This window comes from Zoogloea sp. GW822-FHT05C07, assembly GCF_058800215.1.
The window spans coordinates 2,734,751-2,758,298 of sequence record NZ_CM179510.1 but is presented as its reverse complement, the minus strand read 5'-3'; the positions used below and the strand labels follow the sequence as shown (position 1 = coordinate 2,758,298).

28 protein-coding genes are annotated in these 23,548 nt (G+C 66.9%); 18 read left to right on the top strand and 10 right to left on the bottom strand.

The window, feature by feature from the left end:
* Positions 1 to 3 precede the first annotated feature (3 nt).
* The 8 genes from AC3QL2_RS13000 to pncC all read left to right on the top strand — a co-directional run bounded on the left by AC3QL2_RS13000 (position 4) and on the right by pncC (position 5,260).
* A complete protein-coding gene (locus tag AC3QL2_RS13000; protein WP_493230805.1) occupies positions 4 to 438 on the top strand; it encodes a CBS domain-containing protein in 435 nt (144 codons plus the stop codon).
* Positions 439 to 606: 168 nt separating this feature from the next.
* Positions 607 to 1,218 (top strand): riboflavin synthase, encoded by a 612-nt coding sequence (locus AC3QL2_RS12995; RefSeq protein WP_493230804.1) that lies wholly within the window; start codon positions 607 to 609, stop codon positions 1,216 to 1,218.
* Entirely contained in the window at positions 1,215 to 2,315 is a 1,101-nt protein-coding gene (gene ribBA / locus AC3QL2_RS12990) for a bifunctional 3,4-dihydroxy-2-butanone-4-phosphate synthase/GTP cyclohydrolase II (protein ID WP_493230803.1), read from the top strand. The genes AC3QL2_RS12995 and ribBA overlap by 4 nt, the downstream gene beginning before the upstream one ends.
* A 37-nt stretch (positions 2,316 to 2,352) precedes the next feature.
* Complete coding sequence (gene ribH / locus AC3QL2_RS12985) at positions 2,353 to 2,823, top strand: 6,7-dimethyl-8-ribityllumazine synthase (protein WP_493230801.1); 471 nt, start codon at positions 2,353 to 2,355, stop codon at positions 2,821 to 2,823.
* Complete coding sequence (gene nusB / locus AC3QL2_RS12980) at positions 2,820 to 3,299, top strand: transcription antitermination factor NusB (protein WP_493230800.1); 480 nt, start codon at positions 2,820 to 2,822, stop codon at positions 3,297 to 3,299. The genes ribH and nusB overlap by 4 nt, the downstream gene beginning before the upstream one ends.
* Before the next feature lie 31 nt (positions 3,300 to 3,330).
* The gene (gene thiL, locus AC3QL2_RS12975) at positions 3,331 to 4,299 is read left to right on the top strand and encodes a thiamine-phosphate kinase (RefSeq protein WP_493230799.1); all 969 of its coding nucleotides are present in this window, start codon (positions 3,331 to 3,333) and stop codon (positions 4,297 to 4,299) included.
* Positions 4,296 to 4,775 (top strand): phosphatidylglycerophosphatase A family protein, encoded by a 480-nt coding sequence (locus AC3QL2_RS12970; protein WP_493230797.1) that lies wholly within the window; start codon positions 4,296 to 4,298, stop codon positions 4,773 to 4,775. The genes thiL and AC3QL2_RS12970 overlap by 4 nt, the downstream gene beginning before the upstream one ends.
* Positions 4,775 to 5,260 carry a nicotinamide-nucleotide amidase gene (pncC, locus tag AC3QL2_RS12965; RefSeq protein ID WP_493230795.1) on the top strand — a complete coding sequence of 162 codons (486 nt, stop codon included), beginning with the start codon at positions 4,775 to 4,777 and terminating at the stop codon, positions 5,258 to 5,260. Before AC3QL2_RS12970 ends, pncC begins: the two co-directional genes overlap by 1 nt.
* Here pncC and AC3QL2_RS12960 read toward each other — a convergent pair.
* Complete coding sequence (locus AC3QL2_RS12960) at positions 5,251 to 5,409, bottom strand: hypothetical protein (protein ID WP_493230793.1); 159 nt, start codon at positions 5,407 to 5,409, stop codon at positions 5,251 to 5,253. The genes pncC and AC3QL2_RS12960 overlap by 10 nt on opposite strands.
* Before the next feature lie 67 nt (positions 5,410 to 5,476).
* Between AC3QL2_RS12960 and recA the strand changes: the two genes are divergently transcribed.
* The 8 genes from recA to AC3QL2_RS12920 all read left to right on the top strand — a co-directional run bounded on the left by recA (position 5,477) and on the right by AC3QL2_RS12920 (position 11,486).
* A complete protein-coding gene (gene recA, locus AC3QL2_RS12955) occupies positions 5,477 to 6,508 on the top strand; it encodes a recombinase RecA (protein WP_493230792.1) in 1,032 nt (343 codons plus the stop codon).
* Positions 6,509 to 6,533: 25 nt separating this feature from the next.
* Positions 6,534 to 6,983 (top strand): recombination regulator RecX, encoded by a 450-nt coding sequence (recX, locus tag AC3QL2_RS12950; protein WP_493230790.1) that lies wholly within the window; start codon positions 6,534 to 6,536, stop codon positions 6,981 to 6,983.
* Complete coding sequence (gene lptB, locus AC3QL2_RS12945; RefSeq protein WP_493230788.1) at positions 6,970 to 7,692, top strand: LPS export ABC transporter ATP-binding protein; 723 nt, start codon at positions 6,970 to 6,972, stop codon at positions 7,690 to 7,692. Before recX ends, lptB begins: the two co-directional genes overlap by 14 nt.
* A gap of 15 nt (positions 7,693 to 7,707) precedes the next feature.
* The gene (locus tag AC3QL2_RS12940) at positions 7,708 to 9,168 is read left to right on the top strand and encodes an RNA polymerase factor sigma-54 (protein ID WP_493230787.1); all 1,461 of its coding nucleotides are present in this window, start codon (positions 7,708 to 7,710) and stop codon (positions 9,166 to 9,168) included.
* Positions 9,169 to 9,184: 16 nt separating this feature from the next.
* The gene (hpf, locus tag AC3QL2_RS12935) at positions 9,185 to 9,508 is read left to right on the top strand and encodes a ribosome hibernation-promoting factor, HPF/YfiA family (RefSeq protein ID WP_493230785.1); all 324 of its coding nucleotides are present in this window, start codon (positions 9,185 to 9,187) and stop codon (positions 9,506 to 9,508) included.
* 159 nt (positions 9,509 to 9,667) lie between these two features.
* Positions 9,668 to 10,153 (top strand): PTS IIA-like nitrogen regulatory protein PtsN, encoded by a 486-nt coding sequence (gene ptsN, locus AC3QL2_RS12930; RefSeq protein WP_493230784.1) that lies wholly within the window; start codon positions 9,668 to 9,670, stop codon positions 10,151 to 10,153.
* On the top strand, positions 10,122 to 11,057 hold the full coding sequence (hprK, locus tag AC3QL2_RS12925; protein WP_493230783.1) for an HPr(Ser) kinase/phosphatase: 936 nt from the start codon (positions 10,122 to 10,124) through the stop codon (positions 11,055 to 11,057). Before ptsN ends, hprK begins: the two co-directional genes overlap by 32 nt.
* 126 nt (positions 11,058 to 11,183) lie before the next feature.
* Positions 11,184 to 11,486 (top strand): PsiF family protein, encoded by a 303-nt coding sequence (locus AC3QL2_RS12920; RefSeq protein ID WP_493230781.1) that lies wholly within the window; start codon positions 11,184 to 11,186, stop codon positions 11,484 to 11,486.
* A gap of 73 nt (positions 11,487 to 11,559) precedes the next feature.
* On the opposite strand, the gene AC3QL2_RS12915 is transcribed toward AC3QL2_RS12920, so the two are convergent.
* The 3 genes from AC3QL2_RS12915 to AC3QL2_RS12905 all read right to left on the bottom strand — a co-directional run bounded on the left by AC3QL2_RS12915 (position 11,560) and on the right by AC3QL2_RS12905 (position 14,264).
* Complete coding sequence (locus tag AC3QL2_RS12915; RefSeq protein WP_493230780.1) at positions 11,560 to 12,423, bottom strand: FHA domain-containing protein; 864 nt, start codon at positions 12,421 to 12,423, stop codon at positions 11,560 to 11,562.
* 88 nt (positions 12,424 to 12,511) lie between these two features.
* The gene (gene ttcA / locus AC3QL2_RS12910) at positions 12,512 to 13,447 is read right to left on the bottom strand and encodes a tRNA 2-thiocytidine(32) synthetase TtcA (protein WP_493230778.1); all 936 of its coding nucleotides are present in this window, start codon (positions 13,445 to 13,447) and stop codon (positions 12,512 to 12,514) included.
* 67 nt (positions 13,448 to 13,514) lie between these two features.
* A complete protein-coding gene (locus AC3QL2_RS12905) occupies positions 13,515 to 14,264 on the bottom strand; it encodes a pteridine reductase (RefSeq protein WP_493230777.1) in 750 nt (249 codons plus the stop codon).
* 113 nt (positions 14,265 to 14,377) lie between these two features.
* Between AC3QL2_RS12905 and AC3QL2_RS12900 the strand changes: the two genes are divergently transcribed.
* Positions 14,378 to 15,538, top strand: a complete 1,161-nt coding sequence (locus tag AC3QL2_RS12900) for a class I SAM-dependent methyltransferase (protein WP_493230776.1) — start codon at positions 14,378 to 14,380, stop codon at positions 15,536 to 15,538.
* A gap of 57 nt (positions 15,539 to 15,595) precedes the next feature.
* Here AC3QL2_RS12900 and AC3QL2_RS12895 read toward each other — a convergent pair whose 3' ends face one another.
* Together AC3QL2_RS12895 and AC3QL2_RS12890 are read right to left on the bottom strand one after the other, a co-directional pair.
* Positions 15,596 to 15,814 carry a hypothetical protein gene (locus AC3QL2_RS12895; protein WP_493230775.1) on the bottom strand — a complete coding sequence of 73 codons (219 nt, stop codon included), beginning with the start codon at positions 15,812 to 15,814 and terminating at the stop codon, positions 15,596 to 15,598.
* Positions 15,815 to 16,020: 206 nt separating this feature from the next.
* Positions 16,021 to 16,827, bottom strand: a complete 807-nt coding sequence (locus AC3QL2_RS12890; protein ID WP_493230774.1) for an alpha/beta hydrolase — start codon at positions 16,825 to 16,827, stop codon at positions 16,021 to 16,023.
* Between the two features lie 190 nt (positions 16,828 to 17,017).
* Here AC3QL2_RS12890 and AC3QL2_RS12885 point away from each other — a divergent pair, with 190 nt between their 5' ends.
* Complete coding sequence (locus AC3QL2_RS12885) at positions 17,018 to 17,215, top strand: DUF2905 domain-containing protein (RefSeq protein WP_493230773.1); 198 nt, start codon at positions 17,018 to 17,020, stop codon at positions 17,213 to 17,215.
* On the opposite strand, the gene AC3QL2_RS12880 is transcribed toward AC3QL2_RS12885, so the two are convergent.
* The 4 genes from AC3QL2_RS12880 to AC3QL2_RS12865 form a co-directional block, all read right to left on the bottom strand.
* Positions 17,180 to 19,132, bottom strand: coding sequence for a transglycosylase domain-containing protein (locus tag AC3QL2_RS12880; protein ID WP_493230771.1), 1,953 nt, complete (start codon positions 19,130 to 19,132; stop codon positions 17,180 to 17,182). The two genes, AC3QL2_RS12885 and AC3QL2_RS12880, sit on opposite strands and share 36 nt — an antisense overlap.
* 130 nt (positions 19,133 to 19,262) lie before the next feature.
* Positions 19,263 to 20,525 carry a multifunctional CCA addition/repair protein gene (locus tag AC3QL2_RS12875; RefSeq protein ID WP_493230770.1) on the bottom strand — a complete coding sequence of 421 codons (1,263 nt, stop codon included), beginning with the start codon at positions 20,523 to 20,525 and terminating at the stop codon, positions 19,263 to 19,265.
* Positions 20,522 to 21,475 (bottom strand): complex I NDUFA9 subunit family protein, encoded by a 954-nt coding sequence (locus AC3QL2_RS12870; RefSeq protein ID WP_493230768.1) that lies wholly within the window; start codon positions 21,473 to 21,475, stop codon positions 20,522 to 20,524. Before AC3QL2_RS12870 ends, AC3QL2_RS12875 begins: the two co-directional genes overlap by 4 nt.
* Before the next feature lie 70 nt (positions 21,476 to 21,545).
* Positions 21,546 to 23,510 (bottom strand): lytic transglycosylase domain-containing protein, encoded by a 1,965-nt coding sequence (locus AC3QL2_RS12865; RefSeq protein ID WP_493230767.1) that lies wholly within the window; start codon positions 23,508 to 23,510, stop codon positions 21,546 to 21,548.
* Positions 23,511 to 23,548: the final 38 nt, after the last annotated feature.

Here is a 23,548-nt window from a genome sequence, read left to right as displayed (position 1 = left end):
ACGATGCTGAATAGAACCCTGCGTGACGTCATCGACGGCCAGTCCATCACCTGCGCCATCGCCGCAACCAGTGTCCGTGCCGCGGCGGTTGCGATGGCCAACGCCCAGGTCGGCGCGATTCTGGTGGTTGACGACGACGGCCTGCTGACCGGCCTGTTCACCGAACGCGACGTGCTCAACCGGGTCGTGGCCAGAGGCCTCGACCCGGACAAGACGCCCCTCTCCGACGTGATGTCGGTGAACCTGCAGACCGCCAGCCCCGACAAGCTGCTCGACCACGCGCTGCACATGATGTTCGAGGGCGGTTTCCGCCACGTTCCGGTGGTCGACAACGGCCGCCCGGTCGGCATGGTATCGGCGCGCAATGCGCTGGGCCGTGAGATCTGCCAGTTCGAGGAGGAACTGAAGGAACGCGACCACATCGCCGAAATTCTTTAATCGCCCGGCAACATCGCCCCCGACAGGGATTCGATCTCTGCCGGGGGCTGGTTCGAATGATTCGGCCCCCGCGGACGGAAGCCGGGCTCTCTGCCGTCCGCACAAAGCGCCAGCCCCGTGCGGAAATCGCCTAGAATCGCGTTTTCCCCTTTCCAAGCCCCCAATCCCATGTTCTCCGGAATCGTTGCCGCTACCGGCCGCATCCTGAGCGTGTCGCCCCTTGAAGACGGCGTTCGCCTTGCCGTGGACGTCGGCACCCTCGACCTGGACGACGTCCAGCTCGGCGACAGCATCGCCAACAACGGCGTGTGCCTCACGGTGATTGCCCGCGAAGGCAATACCGTCCACTTCGACGTGTCCCGCGAAACCCTCAACTGCACGGTCGGCCTCGCCGAGCCCGGTGAGGTGAATCTCGAGAAGGCCCTGCGCCTGGCCGACCGCCTCGGCGGCCACCTGGTCACCGGCCACGTGGACGGCATCGGCGAAGTGGTCAAGTTCGCGCCGATCGGCGAGAGCCATGAACTGATCATCCGCGCCCCGGCCGCCCTCGCCTGCTACATCGCCAAGAAGGGCTCGGTGACGATCGACGGCGTGAGCCTGACCGTCAATCGCGTCCACGGCCGCGAGTTCTCGATCAACCTGATTCCCCACACCGTTCAGGTCACCACCCTCAAGCGCCTCGCCGCCGGCAGCACCGTGAATCTGGAGATCGACCTCATCGCCCGCTACGTGGAGCGCATGCAGGCCTGGCGCAACAGCGACGAAGGAGCTTCCGCATGAGCGCACTGGCCCCGATCCAGGACATCATCGCCGACATCAAGGCAGGCAAGATGGTCATCCTCGTGGACGAGGAAGACCGCGAGAACGAAGGTGACATCGTCATCGCCGCCGAGTACATCACGCCGGAAGCCATCAACTTCATGGCCAAGCATGCCCGCGGCCTGATCTGCCTGACGCTGACCGAAGAGCGCTGCCGCCAGCTGGGCATCAACCACATGGCGCGGGACAACCGCAGCCAGTTCAGCACCGCCTTCACGGTGTCGATCGAGGCCGCCGAGGGCGTCACCACCGGCATTTCCGCCGCCGACCGGGCGCGCACCGTGCAGGCTGCCGTGGCCCGCCATGCCAAGTCCACCGACATCGTGCAGCCGGGCCATATCTTCCCGATCATGGCCAAGCCGGGCGGCGTGCTGATCCGCGCCGGCCACACCGAAGCCGGCTGCGACCTGGCCGCCATCGCCGGGCTGGAACCGGCGTCGGTGATCTGCGAGATCATGAACGACGACGGCACGATGGCCCGCCTGCCCGAACTCATCGAGTTCGCCAAGGAGCACGGCCTGAAGATCGGTGCGATCCGCGACCTCATCGAATACCGCGCGCGCACCGAGAAGCTGATCGAGAAGGTCAGCGAGAAGACCGTCGCCACCGCCCACGGGCCTTTCCGCCTGTGCGCCTTCGAGGACAAGACCTCCGGCGACGTCCATCTAGCGATGGTGTATGGCGACATCTGCGCCGACGTCGAAACCCTCGTCCGCGTCCATGAACCGGTGTCGGTGCTGGACTTCCTCGACACCTCCAGCGGCCGCCACAGCTTCCCGGTGGACGCCGCCCTCAAGCGCATCACCGAGCACGGCAACGGCGTGATCGTGCTGCTGTACCGCCCGCAGAGCGGCCAGGAACTGCTCGCCCAGCTGTCCGGCGACCCGGCCGCCACCAAGCCGGCCCAGAAGTGGGACCCACGCCTCTTCGGCATCGGCGCCCAGATCCTGCGCGAACTCAAGGTCGGCAAGATGAAGCTTCTGGCCAGTCCGCGCAAGATCCCCAGCATGGCCGGTTTCGGCCTGACCGTCGTCGGCCACGTCGCGCCCGAAGCCTGAGCCCACCGGCCCACGAATCCTCCTTTCAGGTAACCCCATGCCCCGTTACGACAACATTCCCGAAATCGCCCCGAACCTCGACGGCCAGGGCCTCCGCGTCGGCATCGTCATGTGCCGCTTCAACATCGACGTCTGCGAAGGCCTGCTGTCCTCCTGTACCGCCGAGTTGCTACGCCTCGGCGTGGCCCCCGACGCGATCACCATCGCCACCGTGCCGGGCGCCCTCGAAGCCCCGCTGACGCTGCAGACCATGGCGAAAAGCGGCCGCTACGACGCGCTGGTGGCCCTCGGCGCGGTGATCCGCGGCGAGACCTACCACTTCGAACTGGTCTCCAACGAGCAGGGCGCCGGCCTCACCCGCGTCACGCTGGACACCGGCGTGCCCATCGCCAACGGCATCCTCACCACCGAGGACGACGACCAGGCCCTGGCCCGCATGCAGGTGAAGGGTGCCGACTGCGCCCAGGCCGCCATCGAGATGGCCCGTTTGCTGAAGGCGCTGGCATGAGCACGCCGAACAAGTCCCCCCGCCGCCGCGCCCGCGAATTCGCGCTGCAAGGCATCTATCAATGGCTGCTGAGCCAGTCCTCGCTGACCTCCATCGAGAGCCAGATGGGCGAAGTGGGCGGTTTCGACAAGTGCGACCGCGACCTCTTCCTGGGCCTGCTGCGCGGCACCATCGGCAACGCGCCCGACCTGCAGGTGGCCTTCGCGCCCTACATCGAGCGCCCCCTCAACGAGCTGTCGCCGATCGAGCGCGGCATCCTGCTGATGGCCACCTTCGAACTGGTGCATCGCCCGGAAACGCCGTACCGCGTGATCATCAACGAGGCCATCGAGCTGGCCAAGGGCTACGGCGGCACCGACGGCCACAAGTTCGTCAATGGCGTGCTCGACAAGCTCGCCGCCCGCGTGCGGGCCGACGAGGTGGAAGCCAACGCCCAGCAGCGTCGCGGCCCCCGCAACAACGACAAGTCGAACTGAGCCGGCCCCGCCGCCGGACCGTCCCCGCGCGATGCCCTCCGAATTCGCCCTGATCCGCCGGCACTTCACGCGTCCCGCCCGCCACACCGACCTGGCGGTGGGCGACGACGCGGCGCTGATCCGGCCCCGGGCCGGCATGCAGCTGGCCATCTCCACCGACATGCTGGTGGCCGGCACGCATTTCTTCGCCGACACCGACCCGGAAGACCTGGGCTGGAAGACCCTCGCGGTGAACGTCTCCGACATCGCCGCGATGGGCGCCGAACCCCGCTGGGTGGTCCTCGCAGCCTGCCTGCCGAGCGCCGACGAAGCCTGGATCGAGGCCTTCGCCCGCGGCTTCTTTGCCTGCTGCGAGGCCTTCGGCATCGACGCGATCGGTGGCGACACCACGCGCGGGCCCCTCAACCTGTGTCCGACGATCTTCGGTGAAGTCCCCACCGGCACCGCCATCACCCGCTCCGGCGCCCGTCCAGGCGACGACCTGTGGGTGTCCGGCGCGCCGGGCCGCGCGGCCCTCGGCTTGGCCGACCTGCGCGGTGAGATTCAGCTGGCCGCGGCCTGCCGCGCCGACTGTCTGGCCGCGCTGCAACGGCCGCAGCCGCGGGTTGCCCTCGGCCTGGCCCTGCGCGGGCTTGCCAGCGCGATGCTGGACGTCTCCGACGGCCTGTTCGGCGACCTGAGCCACATCCTCGAACTATCCGGCGTCGGCGTGGAAATCGACGAAACCGCACTGCCCCTGGCCGCACTGACCACCGCCTGCGGCGACGCAGCGCGGGCCTTCGCCGCCTGTACCGCCGGCGGCGACGACTACGAACTGCTGTTCACCGCACCGGCCGAGCGCCGCGGCGACATCGCAGCCATTACGCAGCGCCTGCAACTGCCGCTGCACCGCATCGGCCACATTACCGAACAAGCCGAGCAACTCTCGCTGCGCACCCGCGACGGCCAGTTGCGACCGGCGCAGGCCAGCGGCTACGACCACTTCGGCCGCGGCGCATGAAGCCCACGCCGCGCTTTCTGGTTTCCGACCCAGCCCACTTCGTCGCCCTCGGCTTCGGCTCCGGCCTGGCACCGAAAGCCCCCGGTACCTTCGGCACGCTGGCCGGCTGGGCGCTGTTCCCTTTCGTATCGGCGCCGCTGTCCGACGGGATGTTCAGCGCGCTGCTGGTGGCCTGCTTCCTGTTCGGCATCCTGGCCTGCGAACGCACCGGCCGGGCTCTCGGCGTGGCCGACCACGGCAGCATCGTGTGGGACGAGATCGTCGCGATCTGGCTGGTGCTGTGGCTGACCCCAACCACGCTGGCCTGGCAGGCCGCCGCCTTCGTGACCTTCCGCTTTTTCGACATCGTCAAGCCGCCACCGATCCGCTGGGTGGACGAACGCACCCGCGGCGGCTTCGGCGTGATGCTCGACGACCTGCTGGCCGCCGGCTATTCGCTGCTCGTGCTGGCCATCCTGAAGAGGATCATCGGCTGATGGACGCTCAACTGGAAACCCTGTCCCGCCTCGTCGGCGAGCATCTGCAGGCCAAGGGCTGGCGACTGGCCAGCGCGGAATCCTGTACCGGCGGCTGGGTCGCCGAAGTGGTCACCGCCACGGCCGGCAGTTCGGCCTGGTTCGACTGCGGCTTCATCACCTACTCCAACGACGCCAAGTGTGCGCTGCTCGGCGTCTCGCCGATGACCTTGGCGCGTTACGGCGCAGTCAGCGAACAGACCACCGCGGCGATGGCCAGCGGCACGCTGGAACGCGCCGAGGCCGACCTGGCCCTGTCGATCTCGGGCATCGCCGGTCCCACCGGCGGCTCGCCGGAAAAACCCGTCGGCACCGTCTGCTTCGGCTGGATCCGCACCGGCGAGGCCGCCCAGACCGCGACCTGCCACTTCGACGGCGACCGGGAAGCGGTGCGCCACCAGGCCGTTGTCTTCGCCCTCGAAGAGCTGCTCCGCCGCTACCGCTGAAGCGCTTCGCCGCCGCCAGGCGCAATGCCAAAAAAGTCATCTGGCATGCGGATTGCAATAATGCTCAGCAATTTCGCTGGACGCCCGCCAGCGACTGTATAAAATACCAGCATCGCCACATGCTTCGTGGCGAAAATTTGCTGCGGCACCTGCGTCCACTCCTACGCAAACTCTGTGCCATAATCTCCAAAACCCTTATCACAAGGATCAAGACAAATGGATGACAACAAGGCCAAGGCCCTCGCCGCTGCCCTTTCGCAGATCGAAAAGCAGTTCGGCAAAGGCTCGATCATGCGCCTCGGTGACGGCGAGGTCGAAAGCGACATCCAGACCGTGTCCACCGGCTCCCTGGGCCTCGACATCGCCCTCGGCATCGGCGGCCTGCCCCGTGGCCGGGTTGTCGAAATCTATGGTCCCGAATCCTCCGGCAAGACCACGCTGACCCTGCAGGTCGTAGCCGAGATGCAGAAGCTCGGCGGCACCGCCGCCTTCATCGACGCCGAACACGCGCTCGACGTCACCTATGCCCAGAAGCTCGGCGTCAATATCGGCGACCTGCTGATCTCCCAGCCGGACACCGGCGAACAGGCCCTCGAGATCGCCGACATGCTGGTGCGTTCCGGCGGCGTGGACGTGGTCATCATCGACTCCGTCGCAGCGCTCACCCCGAAGGCCGAAATCGAAGGCGAGATGGGCGACCAGCTGCCTGGTCTGCAGGCCCGCCTGATGTCCCAGGCCTTGCGCAAGCTCACCGCCAACATCAAGCGCACCAACACGCTGGTGATCTTCATCAACCAGATCCGCATGAAGATCGGCGTGATGTTCGGCAGCCCGGAAACCACCACCGGCGGCAACGCGCTCAAGTTCTACGCATCCGTGCGCATGGACATCCGCCGCATCGGCACCATCAAGAAGAACGACGAGGTGATCGGCTCCGAGACCAAGGTGAAGGTCGTCAAGAACAAGGTCGCCCCGCCGTTCCGCGAAACCCTGTTCGACATCCTGTACGGCGAAGGCACCTCCCGCGAAGGCGAGATCATCGATCTGGGCGTCCAGCACAAGTTCGTCGACAAGTCCGGCGCCTGGTACGCCTACAACGGCGAGAAGATCGGCCAGGGCAAGGACAACGCCCGCGAGTTCCTGAAGACCAACCCGCACATCGCCCGCGAGATCGAGAACAAGATCCGCGTAGCGGTCGGCCTGCCCGAGATGGCCGCGGTGGCTCCGGCAGCCGCAGCGGCGGCCTGACGAAGCGGCCCCGGACGGCACGCCGATGACTGCAAGCCTGCATGAGCGCGCGCTACGCTGCCTGGCCCAGCGGGAACACTCCCGCGTGGAGCTGGCGCGCAAGCTCGGCACGCTCGGCAGCCACGAGGAGGTCGATGCCGAGCTCAACCGCCTCGTAGACCTCGGCCTGCTGTCCGATGCCCGTTTTGCCGACGCCTACGTGCGCGCCAAGGCCAGCCGCTTCGGTGCCGCCCGCCTGAAACTGGAACTGAGCCGCCGCGGGGTATCCTCCGAACTGATCGGCGACGCGATCGCGGAAAACACCGCTGAGAGCGAATTCGAACGGGCACGCGACATCCACCGCCGAAAATTCTCCACGCCGCCCGCAGACGCGCGAGAATGGGCACGGCAGGCGAGATTCCTTCAAGGTCGCGGCTTTTCCACCGAAATCATTCGTAGAGTCCTGAAAGAACACCCCGGCGATGAGCCTGCTTAAAGTCAGCAACCTGCGCAAGAAGTACAAGGCCCGCACGGTCGTTCACGACGTTTCCTTCAACGTCGGCAGTGGCGAGGTCGTCGGCCTGCTCGGCCCCAATGGCGCCGGCAAGACCACCTGCTTCTACATGATCGTCGGCCTGGTGGCCGCCGACGGCGGCGAGATCACCCTCGACGACGAGGTGCTGACCCATCGCCCGATCCACCAGCGCGCGCGCCTGGGGCTGTCCTACCTGCCGCAGGAGATGAGTGTCTTCCGCAAGCTGACGGTGGCCGAGAACATCCAGGCTGTGCTCGAGCTGCAGAGCCTATCCAAGGCCCAGATCGCCAGCCGCCTCGACGAATTGCTGAACGAGCTGGGCATCGAGCACCTGCGCGACAGTACCGCCATCTCCCTGTCCGGCGGTGAGCGCCGTCGCTGCGAGATCGCCCGCGCCCTGGCCACCGCCCCCCGCCTGATCCTGCTCGACGAGCCCTTCGCCGGCGTCGACCCGATCGCCGTCATCGACATCCAGAAGATCATCCGCTTCCTGAAGGACAAGGGGATCGGTGTGCTGATCACCGACCACAACGTCCGTGAAACCCTCGGCATCTGCGATCGTGCCTTCATCATCAACGCCGGCGAGGTGCTGGCCAGCGGCCGCCCGGACGAGATCGTTCACAACGAACAGGTCCGCCAGGTATACCTCGGCGAGCACTTCAGGCTCTGAGGCCCGATACGACTCATGAAGCCCAGCCTTCAGCTCAAACTCTCCCAGCATCTCGCGCTGACGCCCCAGCTGCAGCAGTCCATCAAGCTGCTGCAGTTGTCGACCCTCGAACTCAACCAGGAGATCGAGAAGATCCTCCTGGAAAACCCCATGCTCGAGCGGGAGGAGCCCGAGGGCGACCTCGGCTCGAGCCGCGTCGAGGCGCCCGGCCCCGTGGCGCCGGCGGGCAGCGAAGCCGCCCACGAGCGCGAGCAGGAGCAATCCCGGGAGGCGGAACGCGAGCGCGAGCCGGACCACGATTTCGACGGCAGCGGCGAAGCCGGCGAATGGGCTGCGGCGGGTAGCGGCGGGCAGCGCGACGACGACGACGAGACCGACTTCCAGGAGTTCCAGGCCGCCGTGCCATCCCTGCGCGACCACCTGGACGCTCAGGTCGCCCTGACCCCGCTGTCCGACCGGGACAGGGCGCTGGTGCGCTTCCTCATCGAGGCCCTCGACGACGACGGCTACCTCAGCCAGGATCTGGCTGACCTGCTGCCGCTGCTGCCCCCCGAGCTGGAAATCGAGCTCGACGATCTCAAGATCGCGCTGCGCCAGATCCAGAGCCTGGACCCGGCCGGCATCGGCGCCCAGGACGTGGGCCAGTGCCTGGCCTTGCAGCTGCATACCCAGCCCCCCGGCGAAGCCCGCGACCTGGCCATCGCCATCGTCAGCGAACACCTCGAACTGCTGGCTGCCCGCGACTTCCTGAAGATCAAGCGCGCCCTGCGCTGCAGCGACGACACGCTGCGCGAGGCCCATGCGCTGATCCTCAGCCTCAACCCGCGCCCCGGCGCCCAGTTCTCCCAGGCCGACACCCGCTATGTGGTCCCCGACGTGGTGGTCCGCAAGATGCGTAACAACTGGGTCGTCAGCCTCAATCCCGACGCGATGCCGCGCCTGCGCATCAACCAGCTGTATGCCCAGATCCTGCGCGACAACCGCGGCGCCAGCGGTTCCCTGTCCAGCCACCTGCAGGAAGCACGCTGGCTGATCAAGAACGTGCAGCAGCGTTTCGACACCATCCAGCGGGTTTCGCAAGCGATCGTTGACCGCCAGCGCCAGTTCTTCGATTATGGCGATGTGGCAATGCGACCGCTGACCCTGCGGGAAATTGCCGAACAACTGGATCTACACGAATCCACCGTTTCGCGGGTGACCACCCAAAAGTACATGGCCACACCGCGGGGCATTTTCGAGTTCAAGTATTTTTTCGGCAGTCACGTTGCCACCGACAGCGGTGGGGCTGCTTCCTCGACGGCGATTCGGGCGCTGATTCGCCAGCTCGTGGGAGCGGAAGACAAGAAGAAACCCTTGTCCGACGCCAAGATTGCCGAGTTGTTGGGCCAGCAGGGTATCGTCGTGGCTCGTCGGACAATTGCAAAATACCGCGAGTCCCTCGATATTCCGCCGGTCAGTCTGCGCAAAACCATCTGACAGAAAGGTAGCAACCATGAACCTCAACATCACGGGGCATCACGTCGAAGTTACGCCGGCCATCCGCGAGTACGTCACGAGCAAGCTGGACCGCGTGATCCGTCACTTCGACAACGTCACCAGCGTCGGCGTGATCCTCTCGGTGGAAAAGCTGCGTCAGAAGGCCGAAGTTACCGTGCACGTGCGCGGCAAGGACATCTTCGTCGAGAACGAAGATGCCGACATGTACGCAGCCATCGACGGGCTGATCGACAAGCTCGACCGCCAGGTCCTGAAGTACAAGGACAAGACCAGCGACCACGGTCACGACTCCCTGAAGCAACACCTCGCCGAGTCCTGATTCCCGGCGTCGCGTAATACCCTTTTCCCCGGGACCGTTGTGGCTATAATGCGCCCCAATTGACACAACGGCCCCGGCGGCCTCCGCCTCCGGATCTTCCTGAATCGCCTTTCACCGGCAACCTGTGTCGGCCCGTTCCGCACACGGGAGAGTCCTCGCATGAACCTCATCGCCAAACTTCTGCCGCCGACCAACGTGGTCGTCGGACTCGAGGCGAGCAGCAAGAAGCGCGCTTTCGAGCAAGCCGGCCTGCTGTTCGAGAACAACCACGGCATCGGCCGCAGCACAGTCTTCGACAGCCTGTTTGCCCGCGAGAAGCTCGGCTCGACCGGCCTCGGCCAGGGCATCGCCATTCCCCACGGCCGCATCAAGGGCCTCAAGGAGGCGCTGGGTGCCTTCATCCGCCTCGCCGAGCCGGTACCCTTCGACGCCCCCGACGGACGCCCCGTGTCGATGCTGTTCGTGCTGCTGGTTCCCGAGCAGGCCAACGAGCACCATCTGCAACTGCTGTCCGAACTGGCCCAGATGTTCAGCGACCGCAGCTTCCGTGAACAGCTGATGAGCGCGCCCGATGCCCAGGCCGCCCACACCCTTTTCGCCCAATGGGGCAGCCATGCGTCAGACGACAGTCAGCCGGCTGTTTGACGACAACCTGGAGCGCCTGCGGCTGCGCCACATCTGCGGCAGCCTGGCGACCCGCATTTCGGTCTCCGAAGACCGCATCTGGCCTGCCGACATGGTCGGCCACCTCAACCTGATCCACCCGGACCGCCTGCAAATCCTCGGCTCCTCCGAGATGGCCTGGGCCCGCCGCCAGACCCGCGAGAAGGTCATCCACCACGTCCGGGAGATCCTCTCCTACGCCCCGCCGGCACTCATCGTCGCCGACGACGAGGAGATTCCGAGCAGCATCCGCACGCTGTGTGCGAACGAGGACATCGCCCTCTTCGCCAGCCCGCTGCCGTCCGCCAACGTCATCGACCTGCTGCGCAGCTACCTGTCGCGCCAGCTGGCCGAAAGGGTCGCTCTGCACGGGGTGCTGATGGACGTGCTGGGCCTTGGCGTGTTCATCACCGGCGACTCCGGCGCTGGCAAATCCGAACTGGCGCTGGAACTGATCTCCCGCGGCCACGGCCTGGTGGCCGACGACATCGTCGAGTTCTCGCGCATCGCCCCGACCGTGCTGGAGGGGCGCTGCCCCGAACTGCTGCAGGACGTCATCGAGGTGCGCGGCCTCGGCATCCTCAACATCCGTACGATCTTCGGCGAAACGGCCTGCCGGCGGAAGATGAAGCTCAAGCTGGTGGTCCATCTGCAACGCCGCCAGCCGGGCCAGGAAGACCCGCTACGCCTGACCCTCGACGGCGAGCAGCAACCCATCCTCGGCGTGCCGGTACGCCGCGTCGTGCTGCCGGTTGCGGCCGGCCGCAACCTCGCCGTGCTGCTCGAGGCCGCCGTGCGTTCGACGATCCTGCTGCTGCGCGGCATCGACTCGACGCAGGAATTCGTCGACCGCCAGCGTCGCGCAATGGAAGAGAGCGGCTTCTAGCCGCCGTTGACACAACTCGTCGCAAACGACGTGTTGGCGGGCCTTTACGCCGTCAACTGCGGGTCTCGCGGTGCGTTTATGCTGCATCCGCAGCACCGACAAACCGTCCATACGAGGAGTGGCATGATGAAAAAAATGATCCTGAGCGTCGCCGTGTCCCTGTTTGCCGCCAGCCTGGCGCCTGCAGCCTTCGCCGCAACCGGCCAGCAGAACAAGATGAAGGAATGCAATGCCTCCGCCGCCGACAAGAAAGGCGATGAGCGCAAGGCCTTCATGAAGGACTGTCTGTCGGCCAAGCCTGCCGCCGCCGCCAAGGATGGCAAGACCACCCAGCAGGACAAGATGAAGTCCTGCAACAAGGAAGCCGGCGACAAGGCGCTGAAGGGCGACGAGCGCAAGAAGTTCATGAGCGGCTGCCTGAAGGGCTGAGCTGCTTCATTTCCATGATAAAGGGCCGCGGATGCGGCCCTTTATCATTCAGCCCGGCGCCTGTGCTCCCCGATCACCCCAAGGCAAACGCCACCACATCCGACATGTTGTCGTTGACGGAGAAACCGCAGCCGATATGCCCTTTCTCGCCGAGGATGAACTCCTCGCGTTTGATGCAGTGCTCCGGGCTGCCCTCCTCCAGCAGGAAGGTTCCGTTGGTACTCGAATCGGTCAGGTAGAACAGGCCGTTGCGCAGTTCGAGGCGCGCATGGCGGCGAGAAACCCGCGGATCGGAGATCACGATGTCGTTGCCGGTATCGCGCCCGAACAACAGCGCCGGGCGGGCCACGTCGATCACCCAGCTCCGCCCGCGATAGCTGATCCGCATCTGCTTCTGGGCATGCAGGGCTTCGTGACGCAGTTCAGCCGGACTTGGCGGCGTTCCCTCCCCGAGCTCGAGGACGGGAATCGGCATTTCACCCACGCCCTCATCGGAATGCCCCAGCATGCGGCGCAAGGACGGCGTCAATACCCGCCCGAGGTTCTCCGACACCGCAATGCTGTCAGGCCCATGGCTTTCGACCAGCAGCACGGCCAGCTTCTCGGCCTCCAGCCCCAGCCCCTCGGCTTCCGTCTCCAGCACCACCCCTGCCTTCAGCACCAGCTTGATGCCGCTCAGCGGCGGCAACGCCCGGACCCGCTCACGCATTTCCCGGGCGGCCAGCAGCGCCGAGTCCGCATCGGGAAAATGGGCCACCAGCGACTCCCCCCGCACCGCAAAACCGATGGCCTGGTAGGCCTCTGCGCAACGCGACATGCGGTTGAGACTGCGTTCGACCGCGTAGGCCGCCTCGGCCTCGCCCAGCTTTTCGGCAAGATGAACGCCGCCCGCGATCTCGGCGAGGAGGAGGCAGGGCGCCCGGGCGCGATCATGCATGCTGGACGACTCCGCGACCTACTGCAGGCGAAAAAAGCGGGATCCGGATCAGGTGGCTTCCGGCAGGGGCAGGGCTGTGGTTCATGAATCAGTTCTTCCAGAATCCGATCGGGATGGAGGCTTCATGCTCCGGATGGGACGGCAACTCGGGACTGTCGAAAACGATGTCCCCCTGTTCCACCTGCGTATCCCGCGACACGTTGCGGAAATCAAACAGCTCGACGTCGGCCATGTGCGACGGCACGATGTTCTTCATGGCGGTGGAGATGGAGACGATGCGCCCCGGGAAGCGTTCGTCCCAATCGCGCAACATCGCCTTGATCTGCTTGCGCTGGGCATTCTCCTGGCTGCCACACAGGTTGCACGGGATGATCGGGTACTCCATGCCACGGGCAAAGCGCTCGATATCCTTTTCCGCACAGTATGCCAGCGGCCGGATCACCACGTTCTGTCCGTCATCGCTGACCAGCTTGGGCGGCATGCCCTTCATCTTGCCGCCGAAGAACATGTTCAGGAACATGGTCTCGATCATGTCGTCGCGATGGTGGCCGAGGGCGATCTTGGTTGCGCCGAGCTCCTTCGCCGTGCGGTAGATGATGCCCCGGCGCAGACGCGAGCACAGTGAGCAGGTCGTCTTGCCTTCCGGGATCTTGTCCTTGACAATTTTGTAAGTGTCTTCGGTAACGATCCGGTATTCCACGCCCACCGATTCGAAGTACGCCGGCAGCACATGGTCGGGGAAGCCGGGCTGCTTCTGGTCGAGGTTCATCGCGACGATGCGGAAATCGATCGGCGCCCGCTCACGCAGTTCCATCAGCAGGCTCAGCAGCGTGAACGAGTCTTTCCCGCCTGACAGACAGACCATGACAACGTCACCGTCGTCGATCATCCGGTAATCGCCGATGGCTTCGCCGACCTTGCGCATCAGGAACTTCTTCAGGCGCAGGAAGGTGTTGGAATGGCGGCTTTCCGTTTCGGACTGTTCTGCTGCCTGGCTGGCGATGGCTGGCACTACGTGTTCCATGTCAATTAAATTTCCGAAAATTATAGTCTGATAGCATCAACAGCCATCGGCATAAATGTTAAATAACTTATAAATGGGCGCTGCGGCCGCCGTCCACCGACAGGATCTGGCCAGTCACGTAGGGCGCATCGAACAGCAGGAAGCGCACCGTGCGGGCGATGTCCGACGGCGCGCCGACCCGCCCCAGCAGGGTATGGGCGACGATGCGCTCCCGCTCCTGCGGCGGGAACTGCCCATCGTCGGGCCATTCGATCGCCCCCGGCGCCACCCCATTCACGCGGACCCGCGGCGCCAGTTCCAGCGCCAGGGCGCGGGTCAGCCCGAGCAAACCGGCCTTCGCCGCGCAATACAAAGCGTAGCCCTTCAACGGCCGCTCGGCATGGATGTCGACGATGTTGACGATCGCCCCGCCGCTCGCGCTCAGGTGTGTGGCCGCCGCCTGGGCCAGGAACAGCGGCGCCTTCAGATTGGAGCCGACCAGATCGGTCCACGCCGTCTCATCGATTTCGCCCAGGGCCGTCGGGAAGAAGCTCGACGCATTGTTGACCAGCCCATCGAGCCGCCCGAAACGCGCCACGGCGGCGTCCACCAGACGCGGCAGCGCCGTGCTGTCGAGCAGTTCGGCCTGCAGCGCCACCGCCGAGCCCGGGCGCAGCCCTTCAAGGGCCGCGACCAGCGCCTCGGCCTCGCCGCGGGAATGGCGATAATGCACGGCCACCTGCGCACCGGCCGCGTGCAGACAGCGGACGATTTCGGCGCCCACGCGCCGTGCACCGCCCGTCACCAGCACGACCGGGGCGATCGGATCTTCAATCATGACTACCAGGGGAGAGAATCGAAGCGAAGGGCGTAATCATACGGTGCCAACCCCCTCGACGGTGCACTGCAACGAACGGTTAAAATGCGGACTTTCCCCTATCCACCGCCGCCATGAACCTGCCCCAGCCCTCGCCCGACGCCCTCGAACAGAGCGCACGCCTCGTTTACCGCCTGCGCAGCCTGATCGAGGCACAGGACGGCTGGATCTCCTTCGCCACCTACATGGCCGAAGCCCTGTACACGCCCGGCCTTGGCTACTACAGCGGCGGCGCCCACAAGTTTGGGCCAGGCGGCGACTTCATCACCGCGCCGGAACTGACTCCCTTGTTCGGCCAGGCGCTGGCGGCCCAGGTTCAGCAGGTCATGGGATTGTCTTCGCCACACATCATCGAAGCCGGCGCCGGCACCGGCCTGCTGGCCGCCGACCTGCTGCTGGAACTGGAGCACCGCGGCGCGCTGCCGGACAGCTACGGCATCCTCGAGGTCTCCGGTGAGCTGCGCGAGCGCCAGTTCGACACCCTCGCCGCCAAAGCCCCCCACCTGGCGTCCCGCGTCCGCTGGCTGGACAGCCTGCCGGAGCGCTTCTCCGGCGCGCTGGTCGCCAACGAGGTGCTCGACGTGATGCCGGTTCATCTCGTCGCCTGGCGGCCGGACGGCATCTTCGAGCGGGGCGTGGCCCTCGGTGCCGACGGCAATTTCGTCTGGGCCGACAAGCCGGCCAGCGGCAAGGTCGCCGAAGCAGCGGCCACCCTCGATGTGCCGTTGCCCGAGGACGGCGAATACGTCAGCGAGATCAACCTCGCCGGGCGGGCGTGGATCGCCGAATGGGCGGTACGCCTGGAACGCGGGGCCATGCTGCTGGTGGACTACGGTTATCCGCGGGCCGAGTACTACCTCGACAGCCGTGCCACCGGCACGCTGCTGTGCTACTTCCGCCACCACGCCCACGGCGACCCCTTCCTGTGGCCGGGGCTCAACGACATCACCGCCTTCGTCGATTTCACCGCAGTGGCCGAAGCCGGTTTCGAGGCCGGCCTCGACGTGCTCGGCTACACCAACCAAGCCACGCTGCTGTTCAACTGCGGCGTGCTGGAATGCCTGTCCCGCCGGGCGCCGGAAGACAGCGTGGATTACATCCGCGCCTCCAAGGCGGTACAGCGCCTCACCGGCCCCCATGAAATGGGCGAGCTGTTCAAGGTCATCGCGCTCGGCAAGGACATCACCCAGCCGCTGCTCGGCTTCATCCGGGGCGACCGCCTCCACGCGCTCTAAAAAGCAAAAAGGCCTGCTGGCTCGATGAGCCGGCAGGCCTGACGGGAACCGCGAGTCCTACTCCTGGTAGCGATACACCGCTGCCAGGAAGGCCTCCACGTCGGTCGGCGCCGCATGCTGCCCGCGCCCGACGCTCGCCACCTCCTGCAGTCCCAGCGCCAATTCGGGGGGTAAGGGGTTGGCATTCAGCACCTCATCGCCGTACGCCATGCCGACCTCTTCGATCGGCTCGCCGTAGATCCGAGCACCGCTTTCCATATCCATGCTGATCACCATATCGGCCTCCGTTGCGGGTAAGGGAAAAAATCAGGCCCGCTGATGCATCTAACGGCTGCGGCCTCCAAAGGTTGAAGGAAAATCGGTACGGAACCCCTGCAGCCGCCTCCGCACCCTCTCGTTCACGGTTTCAGCATGGTCGACGGCGCGCCGCGCCGCCATGACGGACTTCACGGCACGGGCCAGACACGGCCCGTTCGGAGCCCTTACAGGCCTTTTTCCTTCATCCAGCGCACGATCGGCTCGGCCGCCAGACGCCAGTCCGACTCCATCATCAGGCCGTGCCCGAGGCCCGGCAGGATCTGCGCCTTGACCCCGTAGCGGGCCGCCGTCATGCGGACCTGATCCGGCGGGATCAGCACGTCGTACTCGCCACCGAGCACCAGCATCGGCGGAATCTGCATGCGCGACAGGAAGGGCAGGTCAAACAGCGACATGTCCCAGATCGCCCGATGGGACTCCGGCTGGCACAGGTGGTAATAGCGCTGCAGGCGGTCCAGTTCGATCGCCTCGTGGAACAGCGCGTCGCGCAGGGTTTCCATCTGCGGCTGGCCGCCGCCCATCAGGCGGTTGAGATCGCCGAGCAAGTGCGGCCGCGCGAAGGCCAGCCCAAAAGCCGAACCGAGCAAACCCTGCGGCGGCACCGAGGACATCAGCACCACGCCGGGCGCCGAGTGGTTCTCGAGGAATTTCTGCACCACCATGCCGCCCATCGAGTGTCCGACCAGCACCGGCGGCGCCGGCAGCGCGGCCACCACCTCCGCCACGTCGGCCACGTAGTCGGCGATCGAGAAGCTGTCCAGGTAGGCCCGCCCACGACTCTTGCCATGGCCGGACAGGGACATGGCGTACGCCGTGAAGCCCTGCTCGGCAAACCACGACAGGAAGAACTCATCCCAGCACCAGGCGGCCGTGTAAGCGCCGTGGATGAACAGCAAGGGGGTTTCGTGGGCCGTCGTCCCGGCCGGTGCGCGACAGAGAACTTCCAGGTCGCCAAAACGGGAGCGGTTCATGCACACGTCCTCTGAGGAGGGACGGCTGAAAACGGCAGACAGGGGGTCGGCGTCATGGGGTGGGCGTGAATATGTATTGTTGTGGGTCCAGAACTTACAGCACACACGGGCAGGGCGAAAGCAGAAAACATGCTGCTGCGCAGAAAACTGCGGTTAAATCGGGGCTTTGAACGACTGAAGGCAACCGGCAATGCTCAAATGGCTGCTGGCCATCGTGGTGGTGGCGGTAGTTTCCGGACTCGGCTCCGGCCTGCCCCTACGGCGCTGGCGCATTGGGCACCTGCCCGGCGACTTGCATTTCGACGTCTTCGGGCGGCACATCCACATTCCATTCACCAGCACGCTGCTGATGTCACTGGCCGTCTGGCTGCTGCTCCGGGCGCTGTAGGTCCGGTTCGAGAGGAGCCCGCACGGCGAAGGTCACGCCGTCGAGGACCTGGCCTTCGGCAGACATCAACTCCAGCACATGCCGGCCGGCCACCGGCCGCCAGGCGATCCGCTCGCCGCGCCCCAGAGCCTCTCCGTTAAGGCGCCACCAGGCGCCCGCTGGCAGGTGGGTGGCCTCGAAATACACCTTGAAGCCCTCATCACGCAGCAGCGCCATCGCATCCACCAGCATGCCGTTGAGCGGCTGGACGATGCGCGGCAGCACCCGTGGCACGGCAACCCGCTCCACTTCCGTGCCGCGGATGAACCATTCCCGCCGTGGGCTCTCGACCGGCGGCTCGAACACCACCAGGCTCGGCACCACGCCTGCCGGCGGCACCGGCCGCACTGGCGTCTGGCCCCGCTGCAGCCCACGCAGGATGTCGTTCCAGGCCTGGCTGGCAGCGGGCTGCGCGCTGCGCAGCCCGGCCACCCACAGGACGATCGTGAAGCGCTCGGAGAAGCCCACCGTCAGCGTCTCGCGGCTGTCCACCGTGTATTGGCGGACGACATAGGGCAACGGAGCGCCATCGGCATCCGGCAAGGCCAGCATGTCGCTGACGATAAAGCTGGCCTCCGGCCGCAGCAGGCGGCGCTGTACCCGATCTACGTTGGGTTGGAAGCGGGGCACCTGCCATTGCCCACCCACAGCCAGGCTGCGGTAGAGGGCGGCCAGCGGCAGCAGGGCCAGGTCGGCACTGCCGCCACGCACGTCGACCTCGGCCTGACGCAGACGCTCCGACAAGCCCTCCCCCACGAGCCGGCCCACGGCCTGGGCCGGATCACTCATTCCTTCGGCCAGCGCGCGCCGCACGCTGACCCACATGCGCTCGTCGGGCAAGGTTGGTGCGTGGTTGGCCAGCGCCTCGTCGAGCAGGCTGGCGGCGGTGATCTGCCGGCGCTCGAGCGCTAGGCCATAGGCAAAGGGCGACAGCAGGCTACCCGCATTGCGCGGCGTCAGCGCATGGTCCGGCGCCGCGTAATCCGGCGCCCCGACGTAGGCCAGCACGTCGCCGGTGGGATTGTCGAGCACCACCGCGGCCGACTCCAGCGTACCCAGCCGATGCAGCACCGCGGTCACGCCCTTCTGAGCTTCCGCGTCGAGCGTGCTGGTCAGACGCTCGCCCGGATGCTGCAGGAGCAACCGCCCCGCATGGGACGCCCATTCCCAGCGCGGCCCGGTGTGCTGGCGGTCGAGGTTATTGGTGGCCAGACGCTGGACCACCGCACACGTCGACGGCGCATTGACGCGCTCGGCCAGTACGCAGGCACGGTGGGCAACGACATCCGGCTTGGCATTGGGCCCGCGCAGCAGGACCGACAGAAGCAGTGCTTCAGGGCGCCCCAGTTCGGACGGCGACTTGCCGAACAATGCCCGCGCCGCCGCATGGACGCCCTGCAGGTCGCCGCGGAACGGTGCCAGATTGAGATAGGCCTCGAGAATCTGCTCCTTCGTCCAGCGAGCCTCCAGGGCCTGGGCGGCCAACGCCTGGTCCCATTTCTGGCCCAGGCTGCGCCGCGGCATGCCGTCGCGGCCAAGGGCCAGTTCCGGGTCGAGCAGGCCGGCCAGCTGCATCGACAAGGTCGAGGCGCCGCGTTTGCGGTCGTACCACAGGTTGTGCCATAGGGAACCGGCAAACGCCTTCCAGTCGACGCCGGAATGCTCGAAGAAACGCTTGTCCTCCGCCGCCAGCAGGGCCTCCTTGAGCGATGGGGACAGGCTGTGCAGACCCACCCATTCCAGGCGGCGCACATGGGGGTTGAGGCGCCGCTCGGCCAAGGGCGTGCCGTCCCGCGCGAGCAGAACGCCTACCGAAGGCAGGGCACTGGCCTTGACCTCGGAAAAGGCCGGGATCGGCTGCACGGCCGCGGCAGACACGGCCAGACTCAGGCCGGCAAGCAACAGGATTATTCGCCGGACCAGGAGTGACACGACAGGCAAATCGATGGGCAAGCGCATGGAAGTGCGCGCATTGTAGGTCGCTACGACGGCGGCGTGCGTGGAAAGGCTAACGAGTTTCTACGCGGCATGGAGCGTTCGCCGCGCCGGCATCGGCTTCGCGGCCTTCCAGCTGGCGCACCGCCGCCACGCGGGCCGCATGGACCTCGACCGGGATGCGCACTTTGTCCGCCACGCCGCGGGCGATGGCGCCGGCATCGACGCCGCGCACCGCGGCCAGCGCCGCAAGCAGGCGCTCGCGCTGGGGATAGGGCCGCTCCTCGTAAGTGCTGCGCCCCCGGTAGTCGCAAGCACAGGCGTCGAGCAGCGCGACGAAACGTTCGGGCCGGCGCAGGCCGTCGCAACGCTCGATGAGCTTGACCGTGGTCTCGGCGCGCAGAACCTGGCCCTGGTGCACGATGCCGTGCTCACGGGCCATCATCAGCGCCAGGTCGCGGCAGTCGACCGGGCATTTGAGGCGCTGGCAGACCTCCCGCGCCAGCCGCTCGCTGGCCGCCTCATGCCCGTAGTGATGGGGCAGCACATCCTCCGGCGTGACGCCCTTGCCCAGGTCGTGCAGCAGGCAGGCCAGCCGTCCGGGCAAGGCCAGGCCGTCGGCGGCGGCGCGGTCGAGGACCATCAGGACATGGACGCCGGTGTCGCCTTCCGGGTGGTATTGCAGCGGCTGCGGCACGCCGAACAGGCAATCCACTTCCGGCAGCAGCCGCGCCAGCGCGCCGCAGTCGCGCAGCACCTGGATCATCCGCGACGGCCGCGCTTCCATCAGGCCGCGGGCGAACTCCTGCCAGACCCGCTCCGGCACCAGCGCATCCACCTCGCCAGCAGCGACCATCGCGCGCATCAGCTCAAGGGTTTCCGGCGCCACCGTGAAATCGGCGAAGCGGGCCGCAAAACGCGCCAGCCGCAGGATGCGCACCGGGTCCTCGGCAAAGGCCGGGCTGACATGGCGGAACACCCGGCTGTCCAGGTCGCGGCGGCCGCCGTAGGGATCGACCAGCACGCCATCGTCGTCGCGGGCAATCGCGTTGATGGTCAGGTCGCGGCGAGCCAGATCCTCTTCCAGCGTGACGTCCGCCGCGGTGTGGAAGACGAAGCCGGCGTAGCCAGGCGCGGTCTTGCGCTCGGTGCGCGCCAGCGCATATTCCTCGTGGCTGCGGGGATGGAGGAAGACCGGGAAGTCCTTGCCGACCGGCGTATAGCCCTCGGCCAGCAGGGTTTCAGGGGTGGCGCCGACGACCACCCAGTCCCGGTCCTTGACCGGCAGGCCGAGCAGTTCGTCACGGATGGCGCCGCCGACACAGTAGATTTTCATGGGCGATGCAGTTGGAAAGCGGTGTAGCGGCCGCGCTTGTTGAGGGATCCCAGGTAACACGGCGCCACTGCCTCGAGGGCCGTCGGATGGCGCCCCCACGGCTGCGGCGCACCGCTGGCGACGTTGGGCACGCGCATCGAGCGCACGTTGTCGCGGCTCATCAACGGCCCGGGCAGGCATTCGAGCAGCGCCGCCTGCAGCATGGCCAGCCCTTCCGGCAGCGGAATCACCGGACGCGGGTGGCCGGTGATGCGGCCGACGTATTCGACGAGCGCCTGCAGGCTGTACGGCCGTGGGCCGGCCAGCTCGTAGGTCTGGCCGACGGCGTCCGGCCGTTCGAGGGCCTCGGCCACCACTTCCGCCACATCACCCACATAGACCGGCTGGAAGCGTGCCTTCGCGCCGCCGAGGGGCAGCACCGGGAAACGCTGGAGCAGGCTGGCAAAGAGGTTCAGGAAACGGTCGCCGGGCCCGAAGATCACCGACGGGCGCAGGATGGTCCAGCCGATGTCGGGCGCCGCGGCACGGATCGCCGCCTCGCCGTCGGCCTTCGAGCGCAGGTATTCGGACGGCCCGTCCGCCGCCGCACCCAAGGCGCTGACATGCACGATGCGCTGCACGCCGGCCTCGCGGGCGGCGGTGACGATGCCCTTGGGAAGAACCACGTGGGCATGGGCGAAATCCGGCCCGTAGGGATGGCCGGAGCGAGAATGCAGCACGCCGACGAGATTCACCACCGCGTCGACGCCGCTCATCAGCACCGCCAGTTCGGCCGGATCGCCGACGTCCGCCTCGACCACGTCGGCGGTCGGCAGGGCCAGCAGGTGGCGCACCCGCTCCCGGTGGCGCGTGGGGATCAGCAGCGTCTTGCCGGATGCGGCCAGGCGGGCGGCGACTGCGGTACCGACGAAACCGCTACCGCCGATGAGGAGAACTGTGCGGATGGACATAATGACGATTCCCGAGCGATGCAACTGCTCTACAGATCGCCACGCCGCCAAAGAATTCCCTCCGCGACGCTCATTCCAGCCCGGCACCCGGCGCGGGGCTGCCCAGGTCGCTGCCACCAGTGCCGTCGCTGGCCGAGATGGTACCCAGGCGCGCCTTCAGGGACGGCGCCCGCCCGTCGAGCAGCGCGGAGTAGATGATGCTGTTGGCCATCACCTTCTTCACGTAGTCGCGGGTTTCGTTGAAGGGGATGGTCTCGGCATACACCGCGCCTTCGAGGGGCTTGCTGTCCTTCCACTTCTTCGCCCGCCCCGGGCCGGCGTTGTAGGCGGCGGACGCCAGCACCGGGTGGTTGTCGAGGCCGGCCAGCACCATGCGCATGTAGGTGGTGCCGAGCATCACGTTGGTGTCCGGGTCCTGCAGCCAGCCGACGTTGAAGCCCTTCATGCCGAGTTTGCCGGCGACCCACTGGCCGGTGGCCGGCATGATCTGCATCAGCCCCTGGGCGCCGACGCCGGAACGGGCGGCGGTGACGAAGCGGCTCTCCTGGCGCATCAGGCCATAGACCCAGCCGGTGTCCAGGTCGCGGCTCTTCGCGTTGGGCTCGATGCGGTCGCGGAAGGGCGCCAGGTAGCGCAGGCTGTAGTCGTGCTCGTTGCGGGTGCGGTCGGCCGCGTTGATGGCCCGGTCGTAGATGCCGAGCTGCTGGGCCATCTGGGCCGCGGCGAGCAGGAAGCGGTCGTCCTTGTTGCGCAGCGTCCAGTTCCACTCGCGGGTTCCTTCGGTGCGCAGGTCCAGGCGGAACAGCGCGATGGCCCGCTGCAGGCCCGGCGTCTGGCGCGCCAGCTCGGCCTCGTCGACGCTGGTGGCGCGGGCCTTGGCGGGCAGCGTGAAGGTCTGGCCGAGCTCCTCGCCAGCCAGGATGCTGTAGAAGGTCGGATGGCCGGCGATGCGCGCGAACTCCTTGCGCGCGGCCTCGCGGTTGCCGAGGGCCTGCTGGGCGCGGCCGAGCCAGTAGCTCCAGTCTGGCTGCTCGCGCAGCGCCGGCGCCATGGCCTCGACAGCGCTGCGCACGGCGCGCCAGTCCGCCGCACGCAAGGCCGCACGCACGCGCCAGGTGGCCTGTTCGTCGGACATCGGGGTATCGCCGGCGGCCTTGAACCAGGCGTTCGCGTCCGGCAGCAGGCGGGCCGCCGCCTGCCAGCCGATCTGCGCCAGTACGTAGGCGCGGTCACTGCTCGACAGACGCTCGTCGATGCGTGCATAGCGCACGTAGGCGGCCGGCGGATCGTCGCGGGCGATGCGGGCCAGGGCGATCAGCGCCAACTCGCGCCCCTGGCGGGACGCCGAGAAATTGATCGGCAGGCGGTCGAAGTAGGTCGCTGGATTGGTGCTGGCCCGGTCGAGTTCAGACGGGGCCGGCTGCTGGTCGGCCGGCAGCCAGCTCGCCACCGCGCGGGCGCCGGCGAGGCGCTTGGCCTCCATCAGGCGGCGGATGCGGAACCACATGTCGTCCGGGCTGACCAGGGCCTCTCGGACCAGGGTCTGCAGCACCGGCACGCAGCTGTCGGGCGTATCCACCAGCTGGAACCACAGCGGACGGGCTTCGTCGAGCGCGGTCCGGTCACCGTTCTGCAGGCGGGCCTGGAACTGGTAGCACTTCAGATCCTGCTCCGGCTGCTCCATGTTCGGAAATTCACCGGCCAGCTGGGCCCAGTCGCCGCGCCTGCCGAGGTTGCGCAGCCACTCGCCACGCAGCTTCTCGGCCACCCAGCTGCCCGCATAGCGCTGCAGGAAATCCTGGATACGCGCCGCATCCACGTCGCCGGGCCGGGTGACCTGATTGGACAGCGCCCAGTATTCGGGATAGGGATCGAGGACGTGCCCCGTGGGGGGCGCAAACTGGACCAGGCGATTACGGTCGCCGCTGCGCGCGGCATCCCTGGCGAGCAGAATTCTCTCGTCACCCGGATCGCCACCGGCCGGCAAGGCCATCCACAACACTGCCGCCAGCACGGCCCACACGCTATTCTTCATTGCTTTTACGTCCTGCATCGATGCCAACGGAGAATAGC

Bases quoted from the DNA above. Each gene is read 5' to 3' on its own strand.
- recA (WP_493230792.1), top strand. From the start codon at position 5,477: ATGGATGACAACAAGGCCAAGGCCCTCGCCGCTGCCCTTTCGCAGATC.
- AC3QL2_RS12915 (WP_493230780.1), bottom strand. From the start codon at position 12,423: ATGCATGATCGCGCCCGGGCGCCCTGCCTCCTCCTCGCCGAGATCGCG.
- AC3QL2_RS12970 (WP_493230797.1), top strand. From the start codon at position 4,296: ATGAAGCCCACGCCGCGCTTTCTGGTTTCCGACCCAGCCCACTTCGTC.
- AC3QL2_RS12995 (WP_493230804.1), top strand. From the start codon at position 607: ATGTTCTCCGGAATCGTTGCCGCTACCGGCCGCATCCTGAGCGTGTCG.
- nusB (WP_493230800.1), top strand. From the start codon at position 2,820: ATGAGCACGCCGAACAAGTCCCCCCGCCGCCGCGCCCGCGAATTCGCG.
- lptB (WP_493230788.1), top strand. From the start codon at position 6,970: ATGAGCCTGCTTAAAGTCAGCAACCTGCGCAAGAAGTACAAGGCCCGC.
- hprK (WP_493230783.1), top strand. From the start codon at position 10,122: ATGCGTCAGACGACAGTCAGCCGGCTGTTTGACGACAACCTGGAGCGC.
- AC3QL2_RS12890 (WP_493230774.1), bottom strand. From the start codon at position 16,827: ATGAACCGCTCCCGTTTTGGCGACCTGGAAGTTCTCTGTCGCGCACCG.
- AC3QL2_RS12940 (WP_493230787.1), top strand. From the start codon at position 7,708: ATGAAGCCCAGCCTTCAGCTCAAACTCTCCCAGCATCTCGCGCTGACG.
- AC3QL2_RS12905 (WP_493230777.1), bottom strand. From the start codon at position 14,264: ATGATTGAAGATCCGATCGCCCCGGTCGTGCTGGTGACGGGCGGTGCA.
- ribBA (WP_493230803.1), top strand. From the start codon at position 1,215: ATGAGCGCACTGGCCCCGATCCAGGACATCATCGCCGACATCAAGGCA.
- AC3QL2_RS12900 (WP_493230776.1), top strand. From the start codon at position 14,378: ATGAACCTGCCCCAGCCCTCGCCCGACGCCCTCGAACAGAGCGCACGC.
- ttcA (WP_493230778.1), bottom strand. From the start codon at position 13,447: ATGGAACACGTAGTGCCAGCCATCGCCAGCCAGGCAGCAGAACAGTCC.
- ribH (WP_493230801.1), top strand. From the start codon at position 2,353: ATGCCCCGTTACGACAACATTCCCGAAATCGCCCCGAACCTCGACGGC.
- AC3QL2_RS12920 (WP_493230781.1), top strand. From the start codon at position 11,184: ATGAAAAAAATGATCCTGAGCGTCGCCGTGTCCCTGTTTGCCGCCAGC.
- AC3QL2_RS13000 (WP_493230805.1), top strand. From the start codon at position 4: ATGCTGAATAGAACCCTGCGTGACGTCATCGACGGCCAGTCCATCACC.
- AC3QL2_RS12875 (WP_493230770.1), bottom strand. From the start codon at position 20,525: ATGAAAATCTACTGTGTCGGCGGCGCCATCCGTGACGAACTGCTCGGC.
- AC3QL2_RS12865 (WP_493230767.1), bottom strand. From the start codon at position 23,510: ATGAAGAATAGCGTGTGGGCCGTGCTGGCGGCAGTGTTGTGGATGGCC.
- recX (WP_493230790.1), top strand. From the start codon at position 6,534: ATGACTGCAAGCCTGCATGAGCGCGCGCTACGCTGCCTGGCCCAGCGG.
- AC3QL2_RS12885 (WP_493230773.1), top strand. From the start codon at position 17,018: ATGCTCAAATGGCTGCTGGCCATCGTGGTGGTGGCGGTAGTTTCCGGA.
- thiL (WP_493230799.1), top strand. From the start codon at position 3,331: ATGCCCTCCGAATTCGCCCTGATCCGCCGGCACTTCACGCGTCCCGCC.
- hpf (WP_493230785.1), top strand. From the start codon at position 9,185: ATGAACCTCAACATCACGGGGCATCACGTCGAAGTTACGCCGGCCATC.
- AC3QL2_RS12895 (WP_493230775.1), bottom strand. From the start codon at position 15,814: ATGGTGATCAGCATGGATATGGAAAGCGGTGCTCGGATCTACGGCGAG.
- AC3QL2_RS12870 (WP_493230768.1), bottom strand. From the start codon at position 21,475: ATGTCCATCCGCACAGTTCTCCTCATCGGCGGTAGCGGTTTCGTCGGT.
- pncC (WP_493230795.1), top strand. From the start codon at position 4,775: ATGGACGCTCAACTGGAAACCCTGTCCCGCCTCGTCGGCGAGCATCTG.
- ptsN (WP_493230784.1), top strand. From the start codon at position 9,668: ATGAACCTCATCGCCAAACTTCTGCCGCCGACCAACGTGGTCGTCGGA.